The following is a 26,735-nucleotide window of genomic DNA, read 5'->3' as shown; positions in this document are numbered from 1 at the left end:
CGAAGGGCATCCTCCTGTACGGCCCGCCGGGGTGTGGCAAGACGCTCATCGCCAAGGCGGTGGCCAACTCACTGGCGAAGAAGGTCGCGGTCGTCACCGGTGACAAGGCGGCGAAGAGCTACTTCATCAACATCAAGGGTCCGGAGCTGCTCAACAAGTACGTCGGTGAGACCGAGCGCCAGATCCGCCTCGTGTTTCAGCGGGCCCGCGAGAAGTCGGAAGAGGGTTGGCCCGTCATCGTCTTCTTCGACGAGATGGACTCCCTGTTCCGAACGCGCGGCACCGGTATCTCCTCCGACATGGAATCGACGATCGTGCCCCAGCTCTTGGCCCCCTTGATCCCGGTCACCTCGGAGACCTTCTTGGCGAGGGAGTTGGCGACCGCCTTGGCGATGAGCGTCTTGCCGCAGCCCGGCGGCCCGGTCCTACTTCCTGAACATCAAGGGCCCCGAGCTGCTGAACAAATACGTCGGCGAGACCGAGCGCCAGATCCGCCTGGTGTTCCAGCGGGCCCGGGAGAAGTCCGAGGAAGGCATGCCCGTCATCGTCTTCTTCGACGAGATGGACTCGCTGTTCCGCACCCGAGGCACGGGCATCAGCTCCGACATGGAGTCCACGATCGTGCCCCAGTTGCTGGCCGAGATCGACGGCGTGGAGACGTTGAAGAACGACATCGTGATCGGTGCCTCCAACCGTGAGGACCTCATCGACCCGGCCATCCTGCGCCCCGGTCGCCTCGACGTGAAGATCAAGGTGGAGCGGCCCGACGAGGCGGCGGCCACCCAGATCTTCTCCCGCTACCTCAAGCCCGACCTGCCCCTCGACGCGGGCGAGGTCGCCTCGTTGGGCGGCGGCGACCCGGCCAAGGCCGTGCAGGCCATGATCGAGCGCACCGTGGCCGACATGTACGCCACCGACGACGACAACCGGTTCATCGAGGTGACGTACCAGAACGGCGACAAAGAGGTCATGTACTTCAAGGACTTCTCGTCCGGGGCCATGATCGAGAACATCGTGCGGCGGGCCAAGAAGCTGGCCATCAAGCGCGAGATCGCGGGACAGGAGCGGGGCATCCGCACCCAGGACCTGCTCGAGTCGATCCGCCAGGAGTTCAAGGAGCACGAGGACCTGCCCAACTCCACCAACCCCGACGACTGGGCGAAGATCTCCGGCAAGAAGGGCGAGCGCATCGTCTTCCTGCGGGTGCTCATGTCGGAGGGCAAGGAGACCACCGGTGGGCGCGCCATCGAGCGCGTGGGAACGGGGCAGTACCTCTAGCGGTCGGGCCGGGTCCTGTCCGGCATGGGTCCCTCCCGCCCGGCTGCCGCCGGGCGGGGCCCTCCCAAACCGGCCACCCGGCCGGCTCGGTGGTTCCGCGCCCACGCTTGACGGTGCGAACCGGGAGGTAGGGTCAAAGGTGTGGCGATTCGGAAGGTGTTGGGGCTGGAGACGGAGTACGGAATCGTGCTCCGGGGCGCGGGCGACTCCAACCCCATCGCCGCGTCGTCGGTCCTCATCAACGCCTACGTCAACGAGCTCCAACGCAAGGTCGGCTGGGACTTCGAGGACGAGTCGCCCGGCAACGACGCCCGCGGGTTCGCCCGCGAAGGGGCCATGCCACCCGAGGTGGAGACCCACCTGGTCAATGCCGTGCTCACCAACGGAGCGCGCTACTACGTCGACCACGCCCATCCCGAGTTCTCCACGCCGGAGTGCGCCGACCCCTTGGAGATCGTGCGCTACGACAAGGCGGGCGAGCGCATCCTGGCTCGGTCGATGGAGGCGGCGGCCCGGGCGTTGCCCGACGGCCAGGGCATCGTCGTCTACAAGAACAACTCCGACCGCAAGGGCAACTCCTACGGCACCCATGAGAACTACCTCATGGACCGCCAGGCCCCGTTCGGCCGCATCGTGCAGCACGTCATGCCCCACTTCGTCACCCGCCAGATCTACACGGGGGCGGGCAAGGTGGGCACCGAGTCGACGTCGGTTACGAGCGCCGAGGTGCCCTTCCAACTGACGCAGCGGGCCGACTTCTTCGAAGAAGAGGTGGGGCTGGAGACCACCCTCAAGCGGCCCATCGTCAACACCCGCGACGAGCCCCACGCCGATGCCCAGAAGTACCGGCGGCTCCACGTCATCGCGGGCGACGCCAACCTGGCCGAGATCTCGACGTTCCTGAAGGTGGGCGTCACCGCCATCGTGCTGTCGATGATCGAGGACGACTGGCTCGGCGCCCGCGACTTCACGTTGGCCACGCCGGTGGCGTCGATGCGGGCGGTGTCCTACGACGTGTCGCTGCGCAAGCCGCTGGCGCTGGCCGACGGGTCGTCCATGACGGCCCTGCAGGTCCAGTGGGAGTACTTCAACCTGGCCCAGAAGTACGTCGACGCCCACGGCTTGGAGTCGGTGGGGGAGTCGGTAGGCGCCATGGTGATGGAGCGGTGGGAGCAGGTGCTCACCGGCCTGGAGTCCGACCCCATGTCGTTGGCCAACCAGCTCGACTGGGTGGCCAAGTACCGGCTGCTCGAGGGCTACCGCGAGCGCCACGGGTTGTCGTGGAGCGACCACAAGCTGGCGGCCATGGACCTGCAGTACCACGACGTGCGGCCCGAGCGGTCGCTGTTCGGGCGGCTGCCCATGGAGCGGCTGGTGACCGAGGACGAGGTGATCGACGCCATTACCGAGCCCCCCACAGACACCCGGGCCTACTTCCGGGGCAAGTGCCTGCAGAAGTGGGCGTCGTCGATCGCCGCGGCCAACTGGGACTCGCTGGTGTTCGACCTGGGTACCGACCCCCTGCGCCGGGTGCCGATGATGGAACCGCTCAGAGGTACGGCTGCGATGGTCGATAGGTTGTTGGAGGGATGTTCGAGCCCATCCGAGTTGTTGGAGCGTTTGGGCTCCTAGGAGGCAGTCACCGTCATGGCAGAACGAGAGCTGAAGAAGAAGCAGACCACCACCCGCGAGGACGAGGCCGTCGAGGAGGCCGCGCCCGCGACGTCCGACAAGGGCGAGAAGCTCAAGGAAGAACTCGACGATCTCCTGGACGAAATTGACGAGGTGCTTGAGGAGAACGCAGAGGACTTCGTGAGGTCCTATGTACAAAAGGGCGGTCAGTAGGCCTTTCGTACAAGTGTTGACACGTCGAACATATGTTCGATACCATCAGAGCATGAAGCGATGCTCGAAATGTGGGGAAGAGCTCCCGCTCACGGAGTTTTACCGAGAGGCCAGTGCCCGAGACGGCTACCGCGGTGACTGCAAGCGGTGCTTCCAAGTCCGAGCTAAGGCCCGGTATCCACAAGTACGGGAGCAAGCCATCGCCCGGGCGAAGGCTTGGCAGCAAGCGAACCCCGAGCGTGTCCGGGCGTATCAGCGGGAGCGGCGCACACGGCCGGAGGTGAAGGCCAAGGACCGAGCCGGGCACCTGCGGCGGAAGTTCGGGATCACGCTGGAGACATACGACGAGATGCTCGCCGCCCAAGAGGGCGTGTGCGGCATCTGCGAGCGGCCGCCGCGTGACGACATCTCCCTCCACGTCGACCACGAGCACGGCACGGGCCGAGTGCGGGGCCTGTTGTGCTTCCGGTGCAACAACGCCCTGGGCGACTTCGAAGACGACGCCGTCCTGCTCCTGCGGGCCGCCGACTACGTGGTGTTCGACCCCGAAGCCCGCCAACGTGCGACACAGCGGGTGGCAGCACTGGTAGCCGAGCACAGCCGCTAGCCTCCGGCGTCGACATGACGCTTCCGCTCTTCAAGCCCGACGAGGACCCCGGGCCCAACTTCGTGGGCCTCCTCTCCAAGCTCGGCCTCGGCCTTCCCGAGGTCACCCTCGACGCCCCCGGCAACCTCACCATCACGCACGGCACCACCATCGTCGCCCTGCGCTACGCCGACGGCGTGGTCATGGCGGGCGACCGGCGGGCCACCGCAGGCAGCAGCATCGCCCACCGGGCCATGGACAAGGTGCACCCGGCCGACCGCCACAGCGGCGTGGCCATCGCGGGCGCCGCGGGCTTCGCCCTGGAGATGGTCAAGCTCTTCCAGCTCCAACTGGAGCACTACGAAAAGGTCGAAGGCGCGGCGCTGAGCCTGGAGGGCAAGGCCAACCAACTGGCCCAGATGGTGCGCCAGAACCTGCCCAGCGCCATGCAGGGCCTCGCCGTCATCCCCCTGTTCGCGGGCTACGACCTGCGCCGCCGCCAAGGACGCATCTTCACCTACGACGTCACGGGCGGCCGCTACGAAGAGAGCGACTTCCACGCCGACGGCTCCGGCGGCCGCGACGCCCGCACCGCGGTGAAGATGCAGTGGCGCGAGAACCTCGACCACAACACTGCCATCGAGCTGGCCGTGCAAGGCCTCTACGAGGCGGCCGACGAAGACAGCGCCACCGGTGGCCCCGACGCCGTGCGCGGCATCTACCCCACGGTGGCCACCATCACCGAGCGGGGCTACGAGAGCGTGCCGGATGCCGAGGTGGCCGAGCGCTTCGCCGCCTTGATTGCCCGCAAGACCGAACAGGGGTTGAACAGGTGACCGCTCACGGGTCCTGTCACCGACGGGCTCCCTTCCCACCCGGCGTCCGCCGGGCGGGTCCCTTCCCATCGGCGCCACCCGTTCGCTCCCTCGGTGTGTCGAAGCGCTCCTTAGTTAGAGAGAATGAGAAAGGAATCGGCCACGGGCCGATGCTGTCATCATGAGCATGCCGTTCTACGTCGCGCCCGAGCAGTTCATGAAGGACAAGGCCGACTACGCGCGCAAGGGCATCGCCCGCGGCCGCGCCCTGGTCGGCACCCTCTACGACGACGGCGTGCTCATCGCCGCCGAGAACCCCAGCCACACCCTCCACAAGGTGAGCGAGATCTACGACCGCATCGCCTTCGCGGGCGTCGGCAAGTACAACGAGTTCGACCAGCTGCGGGTGGCAGGCGTCCAACACGCCGACGTCAAGGGCTACCAGTACAGCCGGGAAGACGTCGACGCCCGCAGCCTGGCCAACCTCTACGCCCGCCACCTGGGCCAGATTTTCACCCACGACATGAAGCCCATGGAGGTGGAGATCCTCGTCGCCGAGGTCACGCCGCACGCCGACGACGACCAGCTCTTCCACATCCTCTACGACGGCACCGTGTTCGACGAGGACCGCTTCACCGTGCTCGGCGGCGAGGCCGACGCCATCACCGCTCGCATGGAGTCCGCCTACCAAGCGGGCTGGAACCTGCCCTCCGCGGTGCAGGCGGCGGTGAAGTCGCTGGCCGGCCCAGAACGCACGTTGGAGCCCAAGGACCTCGAAGTGGCGGTGCTGGAACGCAGCACCAAGGACGCCCGCCGGTCCTTCCGCCGCGTCGAGGACGACGAGCTGGCCACCCTGCTCGGCTGATTCAGGCCTCGGCTTCGTCGGCCGACAGCAGGTCCCGCGCCAACTCGAAATCGTCGACCGACACGTACACGTCGACGTGTCCCGGCAGGGGGTAGACGCTGTCGAGGGCGGCGCCCCGCAACTCCGCCATGATGCCGTCGGCGCCCAGCCGGGCGGCCACCACGCGAGCGGCAAATGCGCTCGGCACGGTGGTGAGGTGCACCATCGGGCTCCTCTCCATGCAGTGAACGGTACCGTGGGGCCAAATGGATCGACGCATCTTCGGCCTCGAAAACGAGTACGGCGTCACCTGCACGCTTCGAGGCCAGCGCCGCCTGAGCCCCGACGAGGTGGCCCGGTACCTCTTCCGCCGTGTCGTGAGCTGGGGACGCAGCAGCAACGTGTTCCTCGAAAACGGCGCCCGCCTCTACCTCGACGTGGGCAGCCACCCCGAGTACGCCACCCCCGAGTGCGACTCCATCCTCGACCTCGTCGTGCACGACAAGGCAGGCGAGCGCATCCTCGAACACCTCCTGCTCAGCGCCGAGCAGCGCCTGCGGGAAGAAGGCATCCGCGGGGTCATCTACCTGTTCAAGAACAACACCGACTCGGCGGGCAACTCCTACGGCTGCCACGAGAACTACCTCACCAGCCGGCGCGACGACTTCGGCCACTACGCCGAAGTCCTCATCCCGTTCTTCGTCTCCCGCCAGATCTACGCGGGTGCGGGCAAGGTCCTGCAGACGGCTCGCGGCGCCATGTACTGCATCAGCCAACGGGCCGAGCACATCTGGGAAGGCGTCTCCTCGGCGACCACCCGGAGCCGTCCCATCATCAACACCCGCGACGAACCCCACGCCGATGCCGAGCGCTTCCGCCGCCTCCACGTCATCGTGGGCGACTCCAACATGAGCGAGTACGCCACCTTCCTCAAGGTGGGCGCCACGTCCATCCTCCTGCGCATGCTCGAAGACCCCAGCGTGGTCCTACGCGACATGACGTTGGAGAACCCCATCCGCGCCATCCGCGAAATCAGCCACGACACGACGTGCAAGCGCCGGGTGCGGCTGGCCAACGGCCGCGAGGCCAGCGCTCTGGAGATCCAGGCCGAGTACCTCCAGCGGGCCCAGAAGTACCACGCCCAGAAGGGCCTCAGCCCCCTCGAGGAACAAGCCCTCACAATGTGGGAGCACTGCCTGACCCAGTTGGAGAACGACCCCATGAAGCTCGACCGCGAGTGCGACTGGGTCATCAAGCATCGGCTCATCGAGGGCTACCGCGAGCGCCACGGCGTGCCGCTGACGCATCCCAAGGTCGCCCTCATGGACCTGCAGTACCACGACGTGTCACGCGACCGCGGCCTCTTCTACCGCATGCAGGAACGGGGCATGGTCGAGCGCATGTGCGACGACGAGACCATCGAGACGGCCATGGACACCCCGCCGCAGACGACCCGGGCCAAGCTGCGGGGCGAGTTCATCCGCCGGGCCAAGGAACGCCGCCGCGACTTCACCGTCGACTGGGTGCACCTCAAGCTCAACGACCAGGCCCAGCGCACCGTGCTGTGCAAGGACCCGTTCAAATCCCGCGACGAGCGGGTCGAGAAACTCATCGCTTCGCTGTGAGCGGCTACACGCTTCGCCTCAACGAGCACGAGCTCAACCGCTACCGCATGATGGCCACCCACGCCCGCGCCGCCGAACAGCCGTCGTGGCAGGCCGCGGGCATCGGCCCCGGGGCCCGCATCGTCGATGTCGGCTGCGGCCCCGGCCTCCCGCTCCTGCAGCTGGCCGAAGCCGTCGGCCCCGAAGGCCGAGTGGTGGGCGTCGACCAATCGGAGGAAGCACGGGAGACGGCCGCCGCCCTCGCCGCCGACCACCCCCACGTCGAGATCCGCGCCGGCGATGCGGCGGCCACCGGCTTGCCGGAGGGGGAGTGGGACATCGTGCACATGCGCCACGTGCTCCTCCACAACGGCCCCCGCATCGGCGAGATCCTGCGCCATGCCGCCGACCTGCTGCGCTCCGGCGGGCACGTCTACCTCAACGAGACGTGGGCGGATACACACATCACCGAGTACGACATCGAGCCCGACGTCGCCGACATGGACGAGCGCTACTGGCGCTTCATCGAGTCGATGGGCAACGACCTGGCCGTCGGCCCCCACCTGGGCCGCTACGCGGGCGACGCGGGCTTCGAGGTGGTGCACCGCCAGGCTCGCTTCGACGCCTTCCCGTTGTCCACCGACGTGCGGCCGCCGTCGTGGGCAGGCCGCCAAGCGATGCTGGCCGCGGGCGTGTGCACCGAGGACGACATCGCCCGTTGGGACAAGGCCCTCACCGAGCGCGTCCCGCGCGGCGTGGTCTACGTTTCGCAGTTCACAATCGTGGGGGCGAAACCATGACCGACTACTCGCTGCGCATCAATGACGAAGAGCTGAACCGCTACCGCATGATGGCCGCCTTCGCAGCGGCCGCCGAAGACAGTTGGTGGGCCGAGGCGGGCATCGTGCCGGGCGCCCGGGTGATCGACGTGGGCTGCGGCCCGGCTGCGGTCCTGGTCGAACTGGCCCGGCGCATCGGCCCCGGAGGCACCATCGTCGGCGTCGACCAGGGGGCCGAGTCGTTGGAGGCGGCGCGCCGACTGATCAGCGAGGCAGGCCTCGACAACGCCGAGGTACGCCAAGGCGACGCCACAGCCACCGGCCTGCCCGAGGGCGAAGCCGACGTGGTCAACATCCGCCATGTGCTGGCCCACAACCCCCCGGAGGCCTGCGCCGCCATCGTGGCCCATGCCCGCGACCTGCTGAAGCCGGGCGGCCACCTCTATGTCGTCGACTCCGACGGCTCGGCCTTCCGTTCGGAGCGCGACCTCGACCCCGACTTGGAAGACCTCATGGACCGCTACTGGCAGATGCTCGCCGACCGCGGCTGCGAGCGCTTGGCCGGCCCCCGGCTGGGCGCCTTCGCCGAAGACGCCGGCCTGGAAGTGGTGGCCCGCCACCCCCGCATCGACGCCATCCCCCTGCTGCCGGGCCTGCGCCCGCCTGCATGGGCGGCCCGCGAGGCCATGAAGGCCGGCGGCCATGCCACCGATGTCGACATCGCCCGGTGGGAGGCCGCCTTCCAGCGGGCCGACGCGGCAGGCGAGGTCAACACGCTGTTCGGGCCCATGTACACGGTGATCGCCCGCCGCCCCTAGTGCCGCGCTTCACCACGGCGAGCGTCGCCGAGCTCCTCCTCGAACGGCCAGGGCTGCAACGGATCGCCCTCGACAACGGCAGGCGCGCCTACGTGCTCACCGAGCTCCTGGGCCCCGTCGCGGTGGGCGATGAGGTGGTCGTGAACGCCACCGCCGTCGACCTGGGCCTCGGCACGGGCGGCTGGGACGTCGTGCACTGGAACCTGTCGCGGCGGGAATGGGACAACCCCGGCGCGGGCCACATCCTCAAGCTGCGCTACACCAGCCTCCAGGCCGACGTGGCTGTGGTCGAGGGCGAGGGGTCACTCGACGGCAAGCCGGTGGTGGCCTGCTTCCTGCACAGCCAACTGGCCGCGGTGGCCGCAGCCTTTCGCCACGGCGCGCCGGGCAAGCGCCTGGCCTACGTCATGACCGACACCGCGGCGTTGCCCTTGGCCCTCTCCGACCTGGTGGCCGACGGCCTCTTCGACGTGACGGTCACCGCGGGCCAGGCCTTCGGCGGCGACCTCGAAGCAGTGAACGTGGCCTCGGCGCTGGTGGGCACAGACGCCGACGCCGTCGTGGTCGGCCCCGGCCCCGGCGTGGTGGGCACCGACACCACCTACGGCTTCAGCAGCCTGGACGTGGCGGCCACAGTCGACCTCGTGCACGCCCTGGGTGGCCTGGCCATCCTCGCTCCCCGCTACAGCGACGCCGACCCCAGGGAACGGCACCGCGGGATGAGCCACCACACCACCACGGTGCTCGAGCTCGTGCAGGCAACGCCGCTGATGCCCGTGCCCGACGACGGGCCCGAACTCGACATCACCGCCACGACCATGGGCCGCAGCGCGGCCGACGACCCCGGCTTCTTCGCCTATGCGGCCGCCGCCGGGGTGGCCGCGGCGCGCTCGGTAATGTCGACCTCGTGAACCGCCTGGAGCGGCTGATCAACCTGGTGGCCGCCCTGCTCGATGCCGACCGTCCCTTGTCGCGCCACGAGCTCACCGTGCTCGTGCCCGGCTACGACGACAACGAACAGGCCGCGCGTCGCGCCTTCGAACGCGACAAGGAAGCGCTGCGGGCCATGGGCATCCCCATCACCGTGGAGGTGCTCGACCCCGAGGAGCCCACCCTGGGCGACGGCTACCGCATCCCCCGTGAGCAGTACGAGCTGCCCGACCCCGACCTCACCGCCGACGAGCTGGCGGCCTTGCACCTGGCTGCCTCCACCGTGCGTCTCGAAGGCTCGGAGAGCCAGGCCGCCATCTGGAAGCTGGGCGGCTCGGCCGACGTCGATGCCGTGGCCGCCGCCGCCCTGGAAGGCAACGAGCACCTGCCTGTCCTTTTCGGCGCGGTGAGCGAGCGGCGCACCGTGCGCTTCGCCTACCGGGGGAGCGAACGGACCGTCGACCCCTATCGCCTCGCCTACCGCAACGGGTTCTGGTACCTGGCGGGCTTCGACCGCGACAAGGGGAGCGAGCGTTCGTTCCGCCTCGACCGCTTCGAGTCGGCGCCGCTGGCGGGCGAGCCCAAGGCCTTCGAACGCCCGTCCACCCCGGCCACCCGCCCGGTGCACCCGTGGGAGATGGGGGAGGAGGACGAGCGCACGGCCCGGGTGTGGGTCGACGTCGAACAAGCCATGTGGGCCGAGGCCAAGGTGGGCGCCGACGCCGTGGTCGAACGCGGCGACGACGGCTCGGTGGTCGTCGAGTTGCGGGTCACCAACACCGACGCCTTCCGCACGTTCGTGCTCGGCTTCCTCGACCACGCCGAAGTCCTCGCCTCGCCCGACCTGCGCGACGACATGATCGCCTGGTTGCAAGCCGTATGAGCCCCAAGGGAGCGACGGCCGACGAGCGCCTGCGGCGGCTGCTGGCCTTGGTGCCGTGGGTGGCGTCGCAGGACGGCCCCACCGTCGAAGAGGTCTGCACCCGCTTCGACTGCACCGAACGCGAGCTGCTGGCCGACCTCGACCTGCTCTTCGTGTGCGGCGTCCACCCCTTCACGCCCGACACGCTCATGGAAGTCGACGTGGCCGAGGGACGGGTGTGGATCCGCTACGCCGAATGGTTCGCCCGGCCGTTGCGCCTGACCCCGGCCGAGGGCCTGGCCCTGGTCGCCGCAGGCAGCGCCCTGTTGAGCGAGCCCGGCACCGACCCCGAAGGCCCGCTGGCCCGAGGCCTCGACAAGCTGGCCGCCGTGCTCGGCGTCGACCCCGACGAAGCCGTCGAGGTCGAGCTGGGGGAGGCACCGGCCGACGTGCTGGCCACGTTGCGCGAGGCGGCCGCCCAACGTCGCCGCGTCGAGGTCGACTACTACTCCTACGGCAAGGACCGCTGGGCCCGCCGGGTCATCGACCCCTACCGGGTGTTCAGCCAAGCCGGGCAGTGGTACGTGCCCGCCTGGTCGCACGACGCGGACGGCGAGCGCATGTTCCGGGTCGACCGCATGCGCAACCCGGTCCTGCTCGACGAGACCTTCGACCCGCCCGCCGACGCCCCGACCAGCGCCGTCTACCACCCCCGGCCCGACGACCCCGTGGTGGTCCTCGCACTGGCCCCCGAAGCCCGCTGGGTCATCGAGCAGTACCCGGCCGAGAAGGTGGAAGGCGACACCGTCACCTTGCGGGTGAGCGAGCAGGCGTGGCTGGAACGACTGCTGCTGCGCCTCGGCCCGCGAGCCACCGTGCGCCAAGGGGCCGAGGGCGTGGCGGCGGCCGCTGCCACCCGGGTGCTGGCCCGCTACCGGTAGCGTGGCCCGACCGTGACCGCTTTCGCCGACGAGACCCCGCCGAGCCGGTCGCGCTCACTGCGCACCGGCCTGGAGTGGGTGGCCATCATCGCCGGCGCCCTGCTGGCCGCGCTGGCGGTCAAGACGTGGCTGTTCCAGCCGTTTTACATCCCCTCGCCGTCGATGCACCCGACGCTGAAGGTCGACGACCGGGTGCTGGTGGCCAAACGCAGCACGCACCCGGGCCGGGGCGACATCGTGGTGTTCAAGCGCCCGCCCGGCGTGGTGGAAGGGCCGCTCAACAAGGACCTCATCAAGCGGGTGATCGGCCTCCCCGGCGAGACCGTCGAGGGGCGCGACAACCAGGTGTTCGTGAACGACCGGGCGCTGACCGAGCCCTACCTGCCCGAGCGCACCGTCATCTCCGACTTCTCCAAGACCACACTGAAGCAAGGGCAGTACTGGGTGATGGGCGACAACCGGGGCAACTCCCAGGACAGCCGGGTCTTCGGCCCCATCGACCAGGACCTGATCGTGGGCCGCGCCTTCCTCCTCTTCTGGCCCCTCGGCGACTTCGGCCGTCTTTAGCGGGAGGCGCGGGCCAGGGCGTCGACCATGCGGTCGACGTGGTCGGAGTAGACGGCGTCGATGCCCATGCGCAGGACGTCGTCGAGCACCCGCTCGTGTTGGGCGTCCCAGCCGAAGCAGTAGCGCCCGAAGCGGTGGAACAGCGTGGCCATGCCGCCCGTCCAGTCGCTGTAGTGCATGTTCACGGCGTCGATGCCCGCGTCGGCCAGCGACGCCGCCCGCCGTTCCGCCCCTTCCTTGATACGGCGCATGCGGGTGGAGTCGACCAGGCGCACGTCATCGGCCAACGCCCGCCACGACGCCACCCGCTCCCAGTCGGGGTGGCACAGCCACAGGTGGTCGAGCGCCATGCCGCATTCGACGGCCGTGCGCACCACAGGCTCAGCGGCCGCCGGGTCCTTCACGTCGAGCGACAGGTGGAAGCCGGTGCCGCACTCCTCGAACAGCTCGGCCAGCGACGGCATATGGCCGGGCAACTCGGCACGCTTGACCTCGGCGATCGACTTGCGCCGCAACCCGCCCCGGGCCACCCCGTCGTGGTCGAGCACGGTTACGCCGTCGGCCGTCAGCCACACGTCGCTCTCCAGCCCCGAGGCGCCCAAGCGCAGCGCCAACTGGAAGGCCTCCAGCGTGTTCTCGGGCGCGTGGGCACGAGCGCCGCGGTGGGCGAAGCCGAGCGGGGGACGGAGCAGCGGGTCCACCGCTTCATCAGAACCGATAGGTGTCGCCGTGCGCCACGTAGTGCAGTTCAGTGGCCAGGCCCGCCTCGGCGGCCGCCCGTTGGAAGTCGGCCAGCGGCGACTTGAACACCGGGTAGTCGTTGTAGTGCACGGGCACTGCGGTGCGGGGTCGCACGATCTGCAGCGCCCGCACCCCAAGGGCTGCGTCCATGGTGAGCAGGATGCCCGCCACCCGGGTGCCGCCCAGGTGGATGACGCACAGGTCGATGTCGGGGTAACGGGTGGCGATGTCGTGCAGCCGGTCGTCGACCAAGGTGTCGCCGGTGATGTAGAGGCGGGACCCGTCGTCGAACTCCAGCATCGAGCCCATGACCGGCGGCAGCAAGGCGCCGAGCGGCGCCGGTGCGTGCTTGCCCGGCATCGACGTCACCCGCACCCTCGACTCGCCCCGGGTGAACTCGCAGAACTCCCACGTACGCAGTTCGATGGGACGACGGAAGCCCTGGCTGCGCAGCTTCCGCGCCGCGTGGGGCTCGGTGACGATGGGCACGTCCTTGTCGAGCTCGGCGGCGGCCACCCTGTCGAAATGGTCGCCGTGGTGGTGGGAGAGCACGACGAAGTCCAACGGCGGCAGGTCGGCGATCTGCAGAGCGGGCTCGGTCAGCCGCTTCGATCGCAGCCCCAGCCCCAGGTACACGCGGTCGCCCGCGTGCAGGAAGTTGGGGTCGGTGAGGATGGTGAAGCCGCCCACCCGCAACAGGACGGTGGCCGTGCCGATGAAGGTGAGCTCGCCGTGCATGACGGCGGCACTACCCGTTACGGCAGCCGGATGCCCGTCTGGTTGGCGCCGCCCACCGGCTCGGGCGCCGCCGCGTCCTTGGGCAGGGTGAAGGCGAAGCGGCTGCCCACGCCGAGGCGGCTCTCGCACCAGATGCGGCCGCCCAAGGCCTCGATGATGCGCTTGCACAGGTAGAGGCCGATGCCCACGCCGCCGTGGGCCCGGGTGGTGGTGCCGTCGAGTTGGCGGAAGCGCTCGAACAGGTGGGCGATGTCGCCCGAGTAGATGCCGGGGCCGGTGTCGGTGACGGAGACCTCCACCACCTCGCCCTTGTCGACCAGGTCGACGACGACTTCGCCTTCCGAGTACTTCACCGCGTTGTCGAGCAGGTGGTGGACGACCTGGTGCACCTTGGTGGCGTCGAGCTCCAGCTCCACCGGGCGACGGGGGCGGCGAACGACCACCCGTTCGTGGTTGGCCGCCTGCTCTTCCAACAGCCCGCCCAGGTCGTGCAGTTCGAGCTCCACCCGGCAGCGGCGCTGCTCGATCGCCGAGACGAACAGCAGGTCTTCGATGAGGCGTTCGAGGCGGCCCACGTTCGACTGGAGGGCACCCAGCGCGGTCTCCCGCTTGTCGTCGGCCAGGGTCGCCCACCGCTTGGTGAGGGTGTGGAGGTAGCCCTTCATGACGGTGAGCGGGGTGCGCAACTCGTGGCCGATGACAGCCACGAAGTCGGCCTTGAGGGCGTCGACCTGGCGCTCGCCGGTGAGGTCGTCGAGCACCAGCACCCGGCCCAGCGTGCGGCCCGAGGCCGAGCGCACCCGACGCACGGTGGCCCGGTAGACCCGCTGCTCCTCGATGCCGAGCACCACTTCGGCGGCCCCTTCGTCGGCCCCTTCGGCCAGCATGGCCTCCAACAGCTCGTTGCCCAGGCGGCCCGCCACGGGCTGGCCCGACTCGAAGTTCGACGCCATGCGGAACAGCTCGCCGGCCGCGCCGTTGACCTCCACGATGCGGGCCGCTTCGTCGACCACGACCACCGGGTTCGGCATGGAGTGGACGATCGACGTGAGCTGCTCCTCGTGGTCGCCCACCAGGCGGTACAGCTCGGCGGTGCGCAGGCACGAGGCGGCGTGGGCGGCGAAGGCCGAGAGCACGGCGGCACGAGCGGGGTCGGGCGGGCCGGGGAAGAGCAGCACGAGGTGGCCGATCTTGCGGCCGTCGGCCACCAAGGGCACGCAGACGGCGACTTCGCCGAGGCGGGCCAACTGGGCCACCACGGGGTGGTTGGCGGGCTCCACCCGCAACTCGTCGGGCAACAGCATGGAACGGAACTCGGGGTGGCGCGAAGCCCGCAGGAGGCGCTCGTGGTCGATGCCCCGGTAGTGGCCGACCTTGACTGCGCCGTCCTGGAAGAGGGCGCAGAAGCCCGAGGCCACGCCGAAGAGCTGCTGGCAGGCGTCGAAGATGCGGCTGAGCACGGCGTAGGTGTCGACCTCGGCGCCCAGGGCAGCCAGTGTGTGCAGCACCTCGGGCAGTTCGGCCGAGCCCGACGGGGCGCGGCGGTCGAGGATCAGGGTGGTGGCATCGCCGTACAGGGGGAGGCCGGCAGCGTCGACCCGCTTGGCGTTGCCCGCCACCGCGAGGGCGCCCACGATGCGGCCGCCCGCCCGCAACGGCTCGGCCACCGCGACCATGCCGGTGTCGCCGTCGCGGCGGCGCTGGAGGCGGTCGGAGACGAGGGCGGCGTGTGCCGTCTCGCGGAGGAAGTCGGACACCTCGCCGGTGATGGCGACGACGGCGCTGCGGTCCGCTCCGGCGCGCAGCACCAGCCCCTCACGGGCGCCGGTGGCCGCCAAGGCGCCCCCGAGCACGTCGGAGAGGAGGCGAGCCGGGTCCGCGCCCGCCGCCAGCCCGCGCAGGACGGAGTGCAGCCGCTCGAGATGCTGGGGGTCCGGCACGCTGTTCCCATCGGCATTTCGGGGGCGCCGGTTGAGATGGGGACTAGTTACGCACACACCCGAAAATGCCCCATTCGGGCCATAGCCGCGAAGCCTCCGATGGCGCATGCTGCGAAGAGGGAGCGGGGGACGATTCGCTCAAGGTCTCAGAGGGAGAAGGCCGATGGGTACTGCAAAGGGAACCAAGGAGGCATGGGTGGCCACGATCAAGGCCAGTTGCCCCACGTGTGGGGATGTCGAGCTCACCACCCGCGACGTGCAGGTGCGGTTGTGCTCCACGACCAACGAAGGCTCCTACGCGTTCCGTTGTCCGGCCTGCCGCATGGCGGTGGCCAAGCCCGCCGAGCAGCGGGTGGTCGACGTCCTGGTCGCATCCGGCGTGCGCCTGTCGGTGTGGCAGATGCCGGCCGAGCTCGACGAGGAGCACTCCGGTGCCCCCGTCAACTACGACGACCTGCTGGAGTTCCACTTCGAACTGAAGGGCGACGACTGGTTCGAGCGGCTGACGGGTACGTTGGCCGGCGAGGACCATTCACTGTGACCACCATCTGGCTCGTTCCCCTTCTCATCACCTCCGTCGGCCTCGTGCTCATCGCGGCGTTCGCCCGCCGTGCCGCGCAGGAGGCCGCCGAACTGCGCCGCAGCACCGTTCGCCTCGGCGAACTGCGCCCGGCGCTGGTCGAGGTGCGCTCCGCCGCCGCCCACCTGCGGGCCGCGGCCGACGAGATGCGCACTCGCACCGGCCGCTGACGGCCGACCCGTAGACTCCCCGCCGATGGGCAACATCGGCATTTCCGAGATCCTCGTCGTGCTGGTGGTCGCCTTGCTCGTGCTCGGCCCCAACCGGCTTCCCGGCGCCGCTCGCCAGATGGGCAAGGCGCTGCAGGAGTTCCGCCGGGTCACCACCGACTTTCAGACCGACGTGCGTGACGCCTTCTCCGACCCGGGGGTCTTCGCCGAGCCGCCCACCTCGGCCACAGGCGCACCGCCGCCGGGCGCTCCGTCGCCCGCCGTCGAGGCGCCGCCCGCCGACGTCGACGAACCCCGCGACCAGGGGGCGTGATCCGCCTCCGCATCCCGCGGCGCGGCGCGCCCCGGCCGGCGGACGGCCGCATGACGGTCATCGACCACCTGGCCGAACTGCGCACGCGGCTGATGATCTCGCTGGCCGCCGTGGCCGTGGGCATGGCCGTCGCCTTCGGGCTCTACAACCACATCCTCGGGTTCCTGGTGGATCCGTACTGCGACGTGCTGCCGCCGGGCGATCCGTGCACGCTCTACATCCGTGACCCGGTCGAGGGGTTCACCACCCGGCTGCGGGTGTCGGGGTGGACGGGGTTGTTCCTGGCTTCGCCGGTCGTGCTCTGGCAGTTGTGGCGGTTCGTCACGCCGGGGCTGCACCCCCGGGAGAAGCGCTACGCCATCCCCTTCATCTTCTCGTCGATCGTGCTGTTCGCCGCCGGCGGGGCGGTGGCGCTGATCACCTTCCCCCGGGCGCTCGACTTCCTGGTGAGCGTGGGGGGCTCGGAGATCGAGCCGTTGTTCAGCCCCGGGCCGTACCTGCGGCTGGTCGTCTTGATGGTGGTGGCCTTCGGGCTGGCCTTCGACTTCCCCGTGCTGCTGGTGTTCCTGCAGTTGGCCCGGGTGCTCAGCAGCCGGGCGTTGGCGGCGTGGCGCCGCCAGGCCGCGGTGGGCATCGTGGCCGCCGCCGCCGTGCTCACCCCCAGCCAGGACCCGTGGTCGCTGCTCGCCATGGCCGGGCCGATGTACGTGTTCTACGAGGCGTCCATCCTCATCGGCCGCCTCCTGAAACGGTGACGCCGCTGCCGTTCTGGCCTGTCATTCGCGCCGCAGGCGGCGCGAATGACAGGCCAGAAAGCGTGAGGGTCGAACGATGAGGGCGGCGTTCGTCGCCGGGTTGGGGTTCGAGCCGGACGCCTTCCAGGTGCGGGCCTTCGACGCCCTCGACGCGGGCAAGTCGGTGCTGGTGGCGGCGCCCACCGGCTCGGGCAAGACGGTGGTGGCCGAGTACGCGGTGGCCAAGGCGCTCCAGGAAGGACGCAAGGCCTTCTACACCACGCCTCTGAAGGCGCTCTCCAACCAGAAGTACGGCGACCTGGTACGGGCGCACGGCACAGACAAGGTCGGCCTGCTCACCGGCGACAACGCCGTCAACGGCGACGCGCCCGTGGTGGTGATGACCACCGAGGTGCTGCGCAACATGATCTACGCCGGGTCGTCGGCCCTCGACGGCCTTCGGTACGTGGTGCTCGACGAGGTCCACTACCTGCAGAACCCCTACCGGGGTGCGGTGTGGGAAGAGGTGATCATCCACACGCCCCAGGAGGTCGACCTCGTCTGCCTGTCGGCCACGGTGTCGAACGCCGAGGAGTTCGCCGACTGGATCCAGACGGTGCGGGGGGCCACCGAGGCCATCATCGAGGAGCGCCGCCCCGTCGAGCTGCACAACCTCTACATGATCGGCGACCGCTCGTCCGAAGTGCCCCACCTGCTGCCGACCTTCGTCGACGGTCGGCCCAACTCGGAGGCCGCCGCCCTCGACAGCCGGGGCTTGAAGCAGCCGCCGGTGCGGGGCCGTCCCCGCTCGGGCCGCCTGTTCACGCCGCGGCGCACCGAGGTGGTCGACCTGTTGGGCGAGCACGACATGCTGCCCACCATCTACTTCATCTTCAGCCGCGCCGCGTGCGACGACGCCGTCAAGCGCTGCCTGGAGTACGGGCTGCGGCTGACCACCCCGGAGGAGCGGCGCCAGATCCGGGCCATCGCCGAGTCGAAGGTGGAGACGCTGTCCGACGACGACCTGCGGGTGCTCGACTACGGCACCTGGCTGAGCGGGCTGGAGATGGGCATCGCCTCCCACCACGCGGGCATGGTGCCGCCGTTCAAGGAAGCGGTGGAGGCGTGCTTTACGGCGGCGTTGGTCAAGGTCGTGTTCGCCACCGAGACCCTGTCGCTGGGCATCAACATGCCGGCGCGTTCGGTGGTCATCGAGAAGCTGACCAAGTTCACGGGCGAACGCCACGAGCCGCTGACGCCGGGGGAGTACACGCAGTTGACCGGCCGGGCGGGCCGCCGCGGCATCGACGACGTGGGCTACGCCGTCGTGTTGTGGTCGCCGTTCGTGCCCTTCGACCAAGTGGCGGGCCTGGCCTCGACCCGCACCTACGCGCTGTCGTCGTCGTTCCGGCCCACCTACAACATGGCGGCCAACCTGGTGCGGCGGTATCCGGCGGCCGAGGCCCACCACCTGCTCAACCTGTCGTTCGCCCAGTACCGCACCGACGCCGACGTGGTGCGGCTGGAGACGCAGTTGGAGCGCACCTCGTCGTTGCTGTCCGACGCCGAGGCGGCGGCCACATGCGAGATGGGCGACGTGGAGGAGTACCGATCGCTGCTGGGCGACCGCAAGGCCAAGCCGTCGCCCAAGGCGGAGACGGTGGAGGCGCTGACCCGGCTCAAGCCCGGCGACGTGGTGCTGGTGCCCGGCGCGGGCGGCGGGGGACGGGTCGCCGTGCTGGCCACCTCGCAGCGGCGGGGCGGCGACGCCCGGCTGCGGGCGCTGACGGTGGAGCGGCGCATGGTGTCGCTCGGCCCCGACGACTTCCCGGTGCCGCCGCGGCCGGTGGGCCGGGTCGACCTGCCCACACCGTATGCACCCAACAACACAGGGTTCCGCCGGGCGGTGGCCGCGGCGCTGATCAAGGCCCGCCTCCACCCCGACGCCGAGACCTCGCTGAAGCGGCGCCGCCGCCGGGAGGAGGAGGCGGCCGACCATCCCGTGGCTTCGTGCCCCGACGCCGCCGCCCACGTGCGCGCCACCGAGCGTGCCGGGCGGCTGCGGGGCGACGTCGACCGGCTGGAACGGCGCATTCGGGGCCGCACCGAGTCGCTGGCCCGCCAGTTCGACCGGGTGCTGCGGGTGCTCGAGGCGTGGGGCTACATCGACGGCTGGTCGCTGACGCCGGCGGGGGATCGGCTCTCCCGCATCTACCACGAGGCCGACCTGCTGATCGCCGAGTGCATCGAGACAGGGCTGTTCGACGGGCTCGATTCGGCTGCGGTGGCCGGGCTGGCGTCGGTCTTCACCTACGAGACGCGGGGGCCGGGCGCGGGCCCGGCGCCGTGGTTCCCGTCGCCCAAGGTGCGCCACCGCTGGACGGAGATCGAGCGTGTGGCCCGCGAGCTCAATGCCGCCGAGGAGGACGCCGGGCTGCCCATGACCCGCCCGCCCGACCCCGGGTTCGTGGCCCTGGCGTATGCATGGGCGGCGGGGGAAGACCTCGACGACGTGATCGCCGACGAGGAGATGTCGGGCGGCGACTTCGTGCGCAACGTCAAGCAGCTCATCGACCTGCTGCGGCAGTTGGGCGACATGGCCCCCGACCTGGAGACGGCCAAGGCGGCCCGGGCCGCGGCCGACAGCCTGTTCCGAGGCGTGGTGGCGGCGTCGTCTGTCGTCTCGACGTGACCATCCGCAAGGGGTCGGGCTACGGCGAACCCGCCGCTCGCCCGCCCGACCTGGTGGTGGCGTCCGACGCCGAGGCTCGTCGTGCCCTGGAGCAGGCCCGGCTGGAGGGGCGGCCGTTCCCCACGCTGGGGCTGACCGGTGGCGACCTGTGCCACACGCTGGGCGGCGAAGGCAGCCTCGACGTGGCCTTCCCCGTCGACTTGGGCGAGGTGCTGGTCGACGGGCGGCTGCACCTGTTCGTGGCGCATGCGGTGGCCCGCACCCGCACCTGGTCGTACGCCTTCGCCGCCATGAACGCCCAGTGGGTGGGCCGGTGGAACGCGGGCCCCAAGGCGCACCCGGGCGACGGGTTGCTCGACACCTACGAAGCGCGCCTGGCGATGGGGGAGCGGGTCAAGGTGCGCAGCCGCCTCCACCATGGCGCCCACCTCCCGCACCCGGCGATCAAGGAACGGCGCACCGCCGCCCTCCAGGTCGACCTGCCCCGGGCGCTGTCGGTCGTGCTCGACGGCGACGACGTCGGCCCCGCCCGCCACCTGTCGCTGCGCCTCCGCCCCGATGCAGTCCGCGTGATCGTGTGAGCGCGCCGTTAACCTCGGCAGCGATGCCGCCTTACGCCGTCGAGACGTTCACGGAGGATGAACAGGCCATCCTGCGGCCGTACTTCACCAACGTCGACCGGCCGGTGTTCGCCCTGGTCAACCTGCCCGAGGTGGTGAAGGGGGCGCTGTTCGCCCGCTACTCCCGCACGGCCAAGAGCCTGCGGCGCCTGTTCCTCGACGAGTTCGTGGGCGAGCTCGACATGAGCGGCGACGAGACGGTCGACGCCACAGTGGGGCTCAAGCGGGCCGAGGAGCTCTACGACCGGGTGTTCTTCGAGTACGGCGACGACTCGGTGGCCCAGTTGGGCGGCGTGCACCTGGCCTGCGAGCAGGCGTCGAACCTGCTGACCAAGGTGCTGGAGCGGGGCCGGCTCATGGCCTACCTGGAGCAGTCGACCCGCTACATCGCCTACGACGCCCGCCTGTCCAACGGCCGCTACCGCTACTTCCGCGACCCCCAGATCCTCGACTCGCCGCTGGGCGCCCGCTACGTGGGCGACATGGACCGCATGTTCGACACTTACGCCGAACTGCTGGCCCCCATGGGCGCCTACTTCGCCGAGCGCTACCCCAAGGGCGAGGGCGACTCCGACTTCGCCTACCGCACCTCGATCAAGGCCAAGGCCTTCGACTCCCTGCGGGGGCTGCTGCCCGCCGCCGCCCAGTCGAACGTGGGCATCTACGGCACCGGCCAGGCCTACGAGATGCTGCTGCTGCGCATGCGCTCGCACCCGCTGCCCGAGGCGCGGGCGTATGCCGACCTCATGCTGGAGGAGCTGCGCAAGGTCATCCCGTCGTTCCTCAAGCGGGTCGACCTGCCCGACCGGGGCGGCGTGTGGTCGGCCTATATGGAGTCGAACCGGGCGGCCATGGAGGAAGCGGCCGACGACCTGTTCGCCGACGTCGAGCCCGAGCCCCGGCCCATGGTCACCCTCGTCGACTACGACCCCGACGCCGAGGACAAGCTCGTCGCCGCCACCCTCTACGCCTACACCGACCTGCCCGAGGACCAGGTCCTGCGGCGGGTCAAGTCGCTGGCCGGCGAGGAGAAGGTGCGCATCCTGCGGGCCTACGCGGGGGAGCGCTCCAACCGGCGCCACCGGCCCGGGCGGGGCTTCGAGCGCATCGACTACCGCTTCGACGTACTGTCCGACTACGGCGCCTTCCGCGACCTCCAGCGCCACCGGCTGCTCACCATCGACTGGCAGGACCTCACCCCCCAGCACGGCTTCGTCATGCCCGAGGCCGTGGAGGAAGCCGGGCTGGCCGACCGCTTCGCCGAGTCGATGGACAAGTCGCGGCTGCTGCACGACGCCATCGCCGAACGCTTCCCCAAGCAGGCGAGCTACGCCGTGGCGCTGGCCTACCGGGTCCGCTACACGATGCACATGAACGCCCGCGAGGCCATGCACGTGCTGGAACTGCGCACCGGGCCCCAGGGCCATCCGGAGTACCGCCGGGTGTGCCAGGAGATGCACCGGCTCATCGCCGAGCAGGCGGGCCACCGGGCCGTGGCCGAGTCCATGCAGTTCGTGGACCACGGCACCTACGACCTCGAGCGCCTCGAGGCCGAGAACCGCGCCGAAGCCCGCCGCGCCACCCGCCCCTAACCCGCAAACTGTGCGGGGTTGAGGCTCATAGCGAGCCCAAACCCCGCACACTTCACATCGGCGGCCCCCGACCCCCATTCGAACTGTGCGGAGTTGGGGATCGTGGTGAGCCGTAACCCCGCACAGTTTGCGCACGACGCCCGGCGCCGCTGACCCCGCGAAGTGTGCGGACTTGTGGCTCATAGCGAGCTCGAACCCCGCACAGTTTGAGCCCGACGGCCGGCGCCCCTGACCCCTCGAAGTGTGCGGAGTTGGGGCGCGTAGCGAGCCGCAACTCCGCACAGTTCGAGCGGCGCTGTTCAGGTTGGGGTTTGTGTTGTCGATGTTGGCAAAGTAAAGTGTCCTGCCGGGGGCGGAAGGAGGTTCCATGCAACGATTCCGCGCCATCGCCGTCATTGCCGTACTCGCCCTCGCCGGGCAGGCCGCCGCCGGGACGTACCGGGTCCAGCGAGGCGACACCCTGTCCCGCATCGCCAGGAAACACGGCACCACCGTGCAGGCGCTGACGGCGGCCAACAGCCTGGCCAACCCCCACCGCATCTTCGAGGACCAGGTCCTCAACCTCGGCGGCAGCGCGCCCGCCGCCACCACCAAAGGCGCACCGGCCCTGTCGACCAAGCAGGTCGTGGTGGGCAACGGCGAACGCCGCCACACCGTGGCCAAGGGCCAGAACCTGGCAAGCATCGCCAAGCGCTACGGCACCACCTCAGCCGCCATCGCCAAGGCCAACGGCCTCAAGAGCGCCCACAAGATCCGGGTGGGCCAGACACTGACCATCCCCGGCGCCGCCGCCGACTGGTTGTGCCCCGTGCAGGGCAGCCGGGTCGACTTCTCCGACAGCTGGACCGCCCCCCGCCCCGGTGGCCGACGCCACATGGGCACCGACCTGTTCGCCTTCAAGGGCACCGCCGTCGTGGCCCCGGTGAGCGGCCGCCTGGTCCACCGCCAAGGCAGCATCGCCGGCCTCGCCTTCTACCTCTACGGCGACGACGGCAACGTCTACTACGGCGCCCACCTCGACGCCTACCAGTCGAAGCCGGGCCGCATCGAGCGCGGCGGGCGCATCGGGACCGTGGGCGACAGCGGCAACGCCAAGGGCTCCACCCCGCACCTCCACCTGGAGATCCACCTCGGCGGCAACGAGCCGATCAACCCGTACCCGACGGCCAAACGCTGGTGCTGAAGCGCCTCGTCGCTGTCGCCACCCTGCTGGCGCTGGCCTTTGCGGGCCAAGCCGCCACCGGCCGCACCTACAAAGTGCGCAAGGGCGAGACCCTCTCGGCCGTGGCCAAGCGCCATCGCACCACCGTGCAGGCCCTGGCCCAAGCCAACAAGATCAAGAACGTCAACCGGGTCGCCGCGGGCACCGTGCTGACCTTGCCCGGCGGCCGCGGCACGCCGACCCTGCGCAGCGCGGTTGCCACACCCAAGCCGCCCCGCAAGGTGTCCTCCAAGCTGCCCGCCCGCCTGCGCCAGTCGAAGGACCGCCTCGCCCTCTACGGCCACCTCCAAGAAGCGGCCGGCCGCTACGGCGTGCCCGCCGACCTGCTCATGGCCATGACGTGGCAGGAGTCGGGCTGGCAGAACACCAAGGTCTCCTCCACGGGCGCCATGGGCGTGGGCCAGCTCATGCCCGACACCGTCGACTTCGTCAACGAGGTCCTGCTGCGGGCCAAGCTCGACCCCGGCAAGCCCGAGGACAACATCCGCATGTCGGCCCGCTTCCTGCGTTACCTGCTCGACCAGAACGGCGGCGACGTCGACAAAGCCCTCGGCTCCTACTTCCAAGGGCTCGCCTCCATGCGCCGCCAAGGCCCGCTGCCGCAGACCAAGACCTATGTGACGGCCGTCCAGGCGCAGCGGCGCCTGTTCAGGTGACGTACAGGAAAATTCCACATTGCCGTTGACCTGCGACGACGCGTAAAAGCCCAGGTCAGACCACCTGCCCTGCCCCTTGACGGACGGCGGCGGTCTTGCGAGAGTGATCCTCGTTCCGAGACGCCCCATTGGCCAGGTCGTGGGCCTCCGGTTCCTGGGAAACCAGGCAAGCGGAGGGGGCCGTCGAGGGTAGCGGGGGTTCCCGAGAAGCTCAGTAGAGAACGTCCTAAGAACTCGTCCATCCCGGCAACGGGGTGGTGGTCGGGTGACGGACGGTACCAACGGCTTCTCGGGCCCCAGCCCCGCCCTCCGTGGCAACGGTCACACGGCTAGTCTCGTTCCCGCAGCCGTTCGTTGCAGGAGATGGGTGGGGACCTTGCCTGAGGAAGCGATCATTTCGCTGCGGGGCGTGACCAAGCGGTTCGGGTCACACACCGTGCTCGAAGACATCACCTTCGACGTCCCCAAAGGGCGGATCACCGCCATCCTCGGCCCCTCGGGCACCGGCAAGTCCGTCCTCCTCAAGAACATCATCGGGCTGCTGCGCCCCGAGGCGGGCGAGATCTGGGTCGACGGCGAGAACATCGTCGGCATGCGGGAGAAGGACCTCTACCGGGTCCGCCGCAAGTTCGGCGTGCTCTTCCAAGACGGCGCCCTCTTCGGCTCCATGACCCTGTACGACAACATCGCCTTCCCCCTGCGCGAGCACACCAAGAAGAAGGACAAGGAAGTGCGCGCCATCGTCGAGGAAAAGGCGGGCCTCGTCGGCCTGCTCGACCACCTCAAGAAGACGCCGGGCGAGGTGTCGGGTGGCATGAAGAAGCGGGCCGGCCTGGCCCGGGCGCTGGTGCTCGATCCCGAGATCGTGCTGTTCGACGAGCCCGACTCGGGCCTCGACCCCGTGCGCGTCGCCTACCTCGACGAGCTGGTCGTCAACGTCCAGAAGGAGACGGGGGCGACGTTCTTCATCATCACCCACAACATCCCGTCGGTCATGCGCACCGCGGAGTTCATGGGCGTGCTCTTCCGGGCGGGCCTGGTGAAGTTCGCCTCCAAGGAGGAGATGCGCACGACCAAGGACCCCATCATCAAGCAGTTCCTGTCGGGCCGGGCGCGTGGGCCGATCGGCATGGACGAGATGGCCCAGGACGTGCCTGCCATCCAAGGGGAGCTCGAAGCCCAAGAGGCCGAGCGCTTCGAGGACGAGGACGAGCCCGAGATCATGACGGTCTGAGCGGTGGCCAGCGCCTTCATCGCCAAGCCCCAGTTCCTGCTGCGTGAGACCGGCCACCTCTTCGCCATCTCGCTGGAGGGGCTGCGCGCCTCGTGGCGCATCCGCGAGTGGTTTCCCGAGTTCGTGGGCCAGTGCTGGTTCATCGCCAAGGTGACGAGCCTGCCCGTCATCCTCATCTCCATCCCCTTCGGCATGGTGATCGCCTTGCACGTGGGCTCGTTCAACCGCCAGCTCGGCGCCGAGGCGGCCACGGGCGCTGCCATGGTGCTGGCCATCGTGCGCGAGGCCGCCCCCGTCGCCACCGCCTTGCTCATCGCCGGGGCGGGCGGCTCGGCCATGACGGCCGACCTGGGGTCGCGCAAGATCCGCGACGAGATCGCGGCCATGGAGGTCATGGCCGTCAACCCCGTACACCGGCTGGTGACGCCGCGCCTGTGGGCCGCCTCCACCGTGTCAATCATGCTGGTGTCGCTGGTGAGCGTGGCGGGCCTGGCGGGCGGGTTCGTGTTCAACGTCATCGTGCAGGGCACCACGGCAGGCGCCTACTTCTCCGGCTTCACCGCCCTGGTGCAGCTGCCCGACCTGTTCCAGGCCCTGGTGAAGGCGTGGGTGTTCGGCTTCATCGCGGCGATGGTCGCCTGTTACAAGGGCCTGTCGGCCAAAGGCGGCCCCAAGGGCGTGGGCGACGCCGTGAACCAGGCCGTCGTCGTCACCTTCATCCTCATCTTTTTTGCCAACTTCATCTTGACCACCCTCTACTTCGCCCTGGTCCCGCAGAAGTTCTGATGGCCGCCATCGCCCCCGTCGCTCGCGCCCGCCGCATGGCCGTCACCGCCGGCAACGCCTTCGAGGAGGTGGGCAAGCAACTCACCTTCTACCTGCGCATCCTCAGCCAGATCCCCCAGATCTTCACCCGGGGCTACACCAAGCTGTTGTTCGTCCTCATCAGCGACATCACCATCGGGGCCGGGGCCATCATCGTGGGCGGCGGCATGGTGTTCGTCATCTTCTCGATGTCGTTCTTCACCGGCACCGAGGTGGGCCTGCAGGGCTACAAGGGCCTGCAGCAGATCGGGGCCGAAGCCTTCACCGGGCTGGTGGGCAGCTTCGCCAACACCCGGGAGGTGACGCCGCTCATCGCAGGCGTGGCCTTCGCCGCCCAGGTCGGGGCGGGCTTCACGGCCGAGCTGGGGGCCATGCGCATCTCGGATGAGATCGACGCCCTGGAAGTCATGTCGGTGCCGTCGTTTGTCTACCTGGTGTGCACCCGGGTGCTGGCCGCCTTCGTGTGCATCATCCCGCTCTACCTGTTCTCGCTGTACGCCAGCTTCTACGCCACCGAACTCGTCACCACGAAGTTCTTCGGGCTGTCGCCCGGCGTGTACGAGCACTACTTCCGGCTCTACCTGCCGCCCATCGACGTGGCCTACTCGTTGGCCAAGGCGGGCGTGTTCGCCATCGCCGTCAGCCTCATCCACTGCTACTACGGCTACTACGCCACCGGCGGCCCGGCGGGCGTGGGCGTGGCCGTGGGCCGGGCCATCCGCCTCAGCATCGTCACCGTCGTCATGCTCAACCTGATCATGTCGTTGCTCTTCTGGGGCGGCGGCAACACCGTCAAGATCGCGGGCTAG

At 69.6% G+C, this 26,735-nt stretch carries 29 protein-coding genes and 1 pseudogene; 26 read left to right on the top strand and 4 right to left on the bottom strand.

What is annotated here, in order from left to right:
• Positions 1 to 8 precede the first annotated feature (8 nt).
• From VM938_12175 to prcA, 7 genes and pseudogenes are all read left to right on the top strand, one after another.
• Positions 9 to 293: pseudogene (locus VM938_12175) on the top strand (AAA family ATPase).
• Between the two features lie 139 nt (positions 294 to 432).
• Positions 433 to 1,278, top strand: a complete 846-nt coding sequence (locus VM938_12170; GenBank protein HVF75798.1) for an AAA family ATPase — start codon at positions 433 to 435, stop codon at positions 1,276 to 1,278.
• A gap of 141 nt (positions 1,279 to 1,419) precedes the next feature.
• The gene (gene dop, locus VM938_12165) at positions 1,420 to 2,910 is read left to right on the top strand and encodes a depupylase/deamidase Dop (GenBank protein ID HVF75797.1); all 1,491 of its coding nucleotides are present in this window, start codon (positions 1,420 to 1,422) and stop codon (positions 2,908 to 2,910) included.
• A 15-nt stretch (positions 2,911 to 2,925) separates the two neighbouring features.
• Entirely contained in the window at positions 2,926 to 3,123 is a 198-nt protein-coding gene (locus VM938_12160) for a ubiquitin-like protein Pup (GenBank protein ID HVF75796.1), read from the top strand.
• A 280-nt stretch (positions 3,124 to 3,403) separates the two neighbouring features.
• Positions 3,404 to 3,730, top strand: a complete 327-nt coding sequence (locus VM938_12155; protein ID HVF75795.1) for an endonuclease VII domain-containing protein — start codon at positions 3,404 to 3,406, stop codon at positions 3,728 to 3,730.
• A gap of 14 nt (positions 3,731 to 3,744) precedes the next feature.
• A complete protein-coding gene (gene prcB, locus VM938_12150; protein HVF75794.1) occupies positions 3,745 to 4,545 on the top strand; it encodes a proteasome subunit beta in 801 nt (266 codons plus the stop codon).
• A gap of 160 nt (positions 4,546 to 4,705) precedes the next feature.
• Positions 4,706 to 5,389, top strand: a complete 684-nt coding sequence (gene prcA / locus VM938_12145) for a proteasome subunit alpha (GenBank protein ID HVF75793.1) — start codon at positions 4,706 to 4,708, stop codon at positions 5,387 to 5,389.
• A 1-nt stretch (position 5,390) separates the two neighbouring features.
• Here prcA and VM938_12140 read toward each other — a convergent pair whose 3' ends face one another.
• Positions 5,391 to 5,609, bottom strand: coding sequence for a hypothetical protein (locus VM938_12140; protein ID HVF75792.1), 219 nt, complete (start codon positions 5,607 to 5,609; stop codon positions 5,391 to 5,393).
• Between the two features lie 25 nt (positions 5,610 to 5,634).
• Here VM938_12140 and pafA point away from each other — a divergent pair, with 25 nt between their 5' ends.
• Genes pafA through lepB form a run of 7 tightly spaced genes read left to right on the top strand, consistent with a single transcriptional unit; the run spans position 5,635 to position 11,869 of the window.
• Positions 5,635 to 6,993 (top strand): Pup--protein ligase, encoded by a 1,359-nt coding sequence (pafA, locus tag VM938_12135; protein ID HVF75791.1) that lies wholly within the window; start codon positions 5,635 to 5,637, stop codon positions 6,991 to 6,993.
• Complete coding sequence (locus tag VM938_12130) at positions 6,990 to 7,772, top strand: methyltransferase domain-containing protein (protein HVF75790.1); 783 nt, start codon at positions 6,990 to 6,992, stop codon at positions 7,770 to 7,772. Before pafA ends, VM938_12130 begins: the two co-directional genes overlap by 4 nt.
• Entirely contained in the window at positions 7,769 to 8,569 is an 801-nt protein-coding gene (locus VM938_12125) for a methyltransferase domain-containing protein (protein ID HVF75789.1), read from the top strand. The genes VM938_12130 and VM938_12125 overlap by 4 nt, the downstream gene beginning before the upstream one ends.
• Complete coding sequence (locus VM938_12120) at positions 8,569 to 9,480, top strand: DUF3866 family protein (GenBank protein ID HVF75788.1); 912 nt, start codon at positions 8,569 to 8,571, stop codon at positions 9,478 to 9,480. Before VM938_12125 ends, VM938_12120 begins: the two co-directional genes overlap by 1 nt.
• A complete protein-coding gene (locus tag VM938_12115) occupies positions 9,477 to 10,382 on the top strand; it encodes a WYL domain-containing protein (GenBank protein HVF75787.1) in 906 nt (301 codons plus the stop codon). Before VM938_12120 ends, VM938_12115 begins: the two co-directional genes overlap by 4 nt.
• Positions 10,379 to 11,302: a WYL domain-containing protein gene (locus tag VM938_12110; protein HVF75786.1), complete on the top strand. Its 924-nt coding sequence runs from the start codon at positions 10,379 to 10,381 to the stop codon at positions 11,300 to 11,302. The genes VM938_12115 and VM938_12110 overlap by 4 nt, the downstream gene beginning before the upstream one ends.
• Positions 11,303 to 11,314: 12 nt before the next feature.
• Positions 11,315 to 11,869, top strand: a complete 555-nt coding sequence (gene lepB / locus VM938_12105; protein HVF75785.1) for a signal peptidase I — start codon at positions 11,315 to 11,317, stop codon at positions 11,867 to 11,869.
• On the opposite strand, the gene VM938_12100 is transcribed toward lepB, so the two are convergent.
• The 3 genes from VM938_12100 to VM938_12090 are packed head-to-tail and all read right to left on the bottom strand — an operon-like array spanning position 11,866 to position 15,288.
• Positions 11,866 to 12,570 (bottom strand): glycerophosphodiester phosphodiesterase, encoded by a 705-nt coding sequence (locus VM938_12100; GenBank protein HVF75784.1) that lies wholly within the window; start codon positions 12,568 to 12,570, stop codon positions 11,866 to 11,868. The two genes, lepB and VM938_12100, sit on opposite strands and share 4 nt — an antisense overlap.
• Positions 12,571 to 12,577: 7 nt before the next feature.
• The gene (locus VM938_12095; GenBank protein HVF75783.1) at positions 12,578 to 13,348 is read right to left on the bottom strand and encodes an MBL fold metallo-hydrolase; all 771 of its coding nucleotides are present in this window, start codon (positions 13,346 to 13,348) and stop codon (positions 12,578 to 12,580) included.
• 17 nt (positions 13,349 to 13,365) lie between these two features.
• On the bottom strand, positions 13,366 to 15,288 hold the full coding sequence (locus VM938_12090; protein HVF75782.1) for an ATP-binding protein: 1,923 nt from the start codon (positions 15,286 to 15,288) through the stop codon (positions 13,366 to 13,368).
• 196 nt (positions 15,289 to 15,484) lie between these two features.
• Here VM938_12090 and VM938_12085 point away from each other — a divergent pair, with 196 nt between their 5' ends.
• From VM938_12085 to VM938_12030, 12 genes are all read left to right on the top strand, one after another.
• Positions 15,485 to 15,829, top strand: a complete 345-nt coding sequence (locus tag VM938_12085) for a hypothetical protein (protein ID HVF75781.1) — start codon at positions 15,485 to 15,487, stop codon at positions 15,827 to 15,829.
• Complete coding sequence (locus VM938_12080) at positions 15,826 to 16,038, top strand: hypothetical protein (protein ID HVF75780.1); 213 nt, start codon at positions 15,826 to 15,828, stop codon at positions 16,036 to 16,038. Before VM938_12085 ends, VM938_12080 begins: the two co-directional genes overlap by 4 nt.
• A gap of 25 nt (positions 16,039 to 16,063) precedes the next feature.
• The gene (tatB, locus tag VM938_12075; GenBank protein ID HVF75779.1) at positions 16,064 to 16,351 is read left to right on the top strand and encodes a Sec-independent protein translocase protein TatB; all 288 of its coding nucleotides are present in this window, start codon (positions 16,064 to 16,066) and stop codon (positions 16,349 to 16,351) included.
• Positions 16,348 to 17,106 (top strand): twin-arginine translocase subunit TatC, encoded by a 759-nt coding sequence (tatC, locus tag VM938_12070; protein HVF75778.1) that lies wholly within the window; start codon positions 16,348 to 16,350, stop codon positions 17,104 to 17,106. The genes tatB and tatC overlap by 4 nt, the downstream gene beginning before the upstream one ends.
• Before the next feature lie 76 nt (positions 17,107 to 17,182).
• Positions 17,183 to 19,777, top strand: coding sequence for a DEAD/DEAH box helicase (locus VM938_12065; protein ID HVF75777.1), 2,595 nt, complete (start codon positions 17,183 to 17,185; stop codon positions 19,775 to 19,777).
• Positions 19,774 to 20,358, top strand: coding sequence for a hypothetical protein (locus VM938_12060; GenBank protein HVF75776.1), 585 nt, complete (start codon positions 19,774 to 19,776; stop codon positions 20,356 to 20,358). Before VM938_12065 ends, VM938_12060 begins: the two co-directional genes overlap by 4 nt.
• A 23-nt stretch (positions 20,359 to 20,381) precedes the next feature.
• Entirely contained in the window at positions 20,382 to 21,989 is a 1,608-nt protein-coding gene (locus tag VM938_12055) for an FAD-dependent thymidylate synthase (GenBank protein ID HVF75775.1), read from the top strand.
• Between the two features lie 367 nt (positions 21,990 to 22,356).
• Positions 22,357 to 23,172, top strand: a complete 816-nt coding sequence (locus tag VM938_12050) for a M23 family metallopeptidase (GenBank protein ID HVF75774.1) — start codon at positions 22,357 to 22,359, stop codon at positions 23,170 to 23,172.
• Positions 23,166 to 23,867 (top strand): transglycosylase SLT domain-containing protein, encoded by a 702-nt coding sequence (locus VM938_12045; GenBank protein HVF75773.1) that lies wholly within the window; start codon positions 23,166 to 23,168, stop codon positions 23,865 to 23,867. Before VM938_12050 ends, VM938_12045 begins: the two co-directional genes overlap by 7 nt.
• A gap of 409 nt (positions 23,868 to 24,276) precedes the next feature.
• Positions 24,277 to 25,101: an ATP-binding cassette domain-containing protein gene (locus VM938_12040; GenBank protein ID HVF75772.1), complete on the top strand. Its 825-nt coding sequence runs from the start codon at positions 24,277 to 24,279 to the stop codon at positions 25,099 to 25,101.
• Positions 25,102 to 25,104: 3 nt separating this feature from the next.
• Entirely contained in the window at positions 25,105 to 25,887 is a 783-nt protein-coding gene (locus VM938_12035) for an ABC transporter permease (protein HVF75771.1), read from the top strand.
• A complete protein-coding gene (locus VM938_12030; protein ID HVF75770.1) occupies positions 25,887 to 26,735 on the top strand; it encodes an ABC transporter permease in 849 nt (282 codons plus the stop codon). Before VM938_12035 ends, VM938_12030 begins: the two co-directional genes overlap by 1 nt.

The sequence above is a fragment of the Acidimicrobiales bacterium genome (genome assembly GCA_035536915.1).
In the GTDB taxonomy this organism is placed as follows: domain Bacteria; phylum Actinomycetota; class Acidimicrobiia; order Acidimicrobiales; family JAHWLA01; genus JAHWLA01.
The sequence above is the reverse complement of the archived record's forward strand: the minus strand, read 5'-3'. Positions and strand labels throughout refer to the sequence as shown.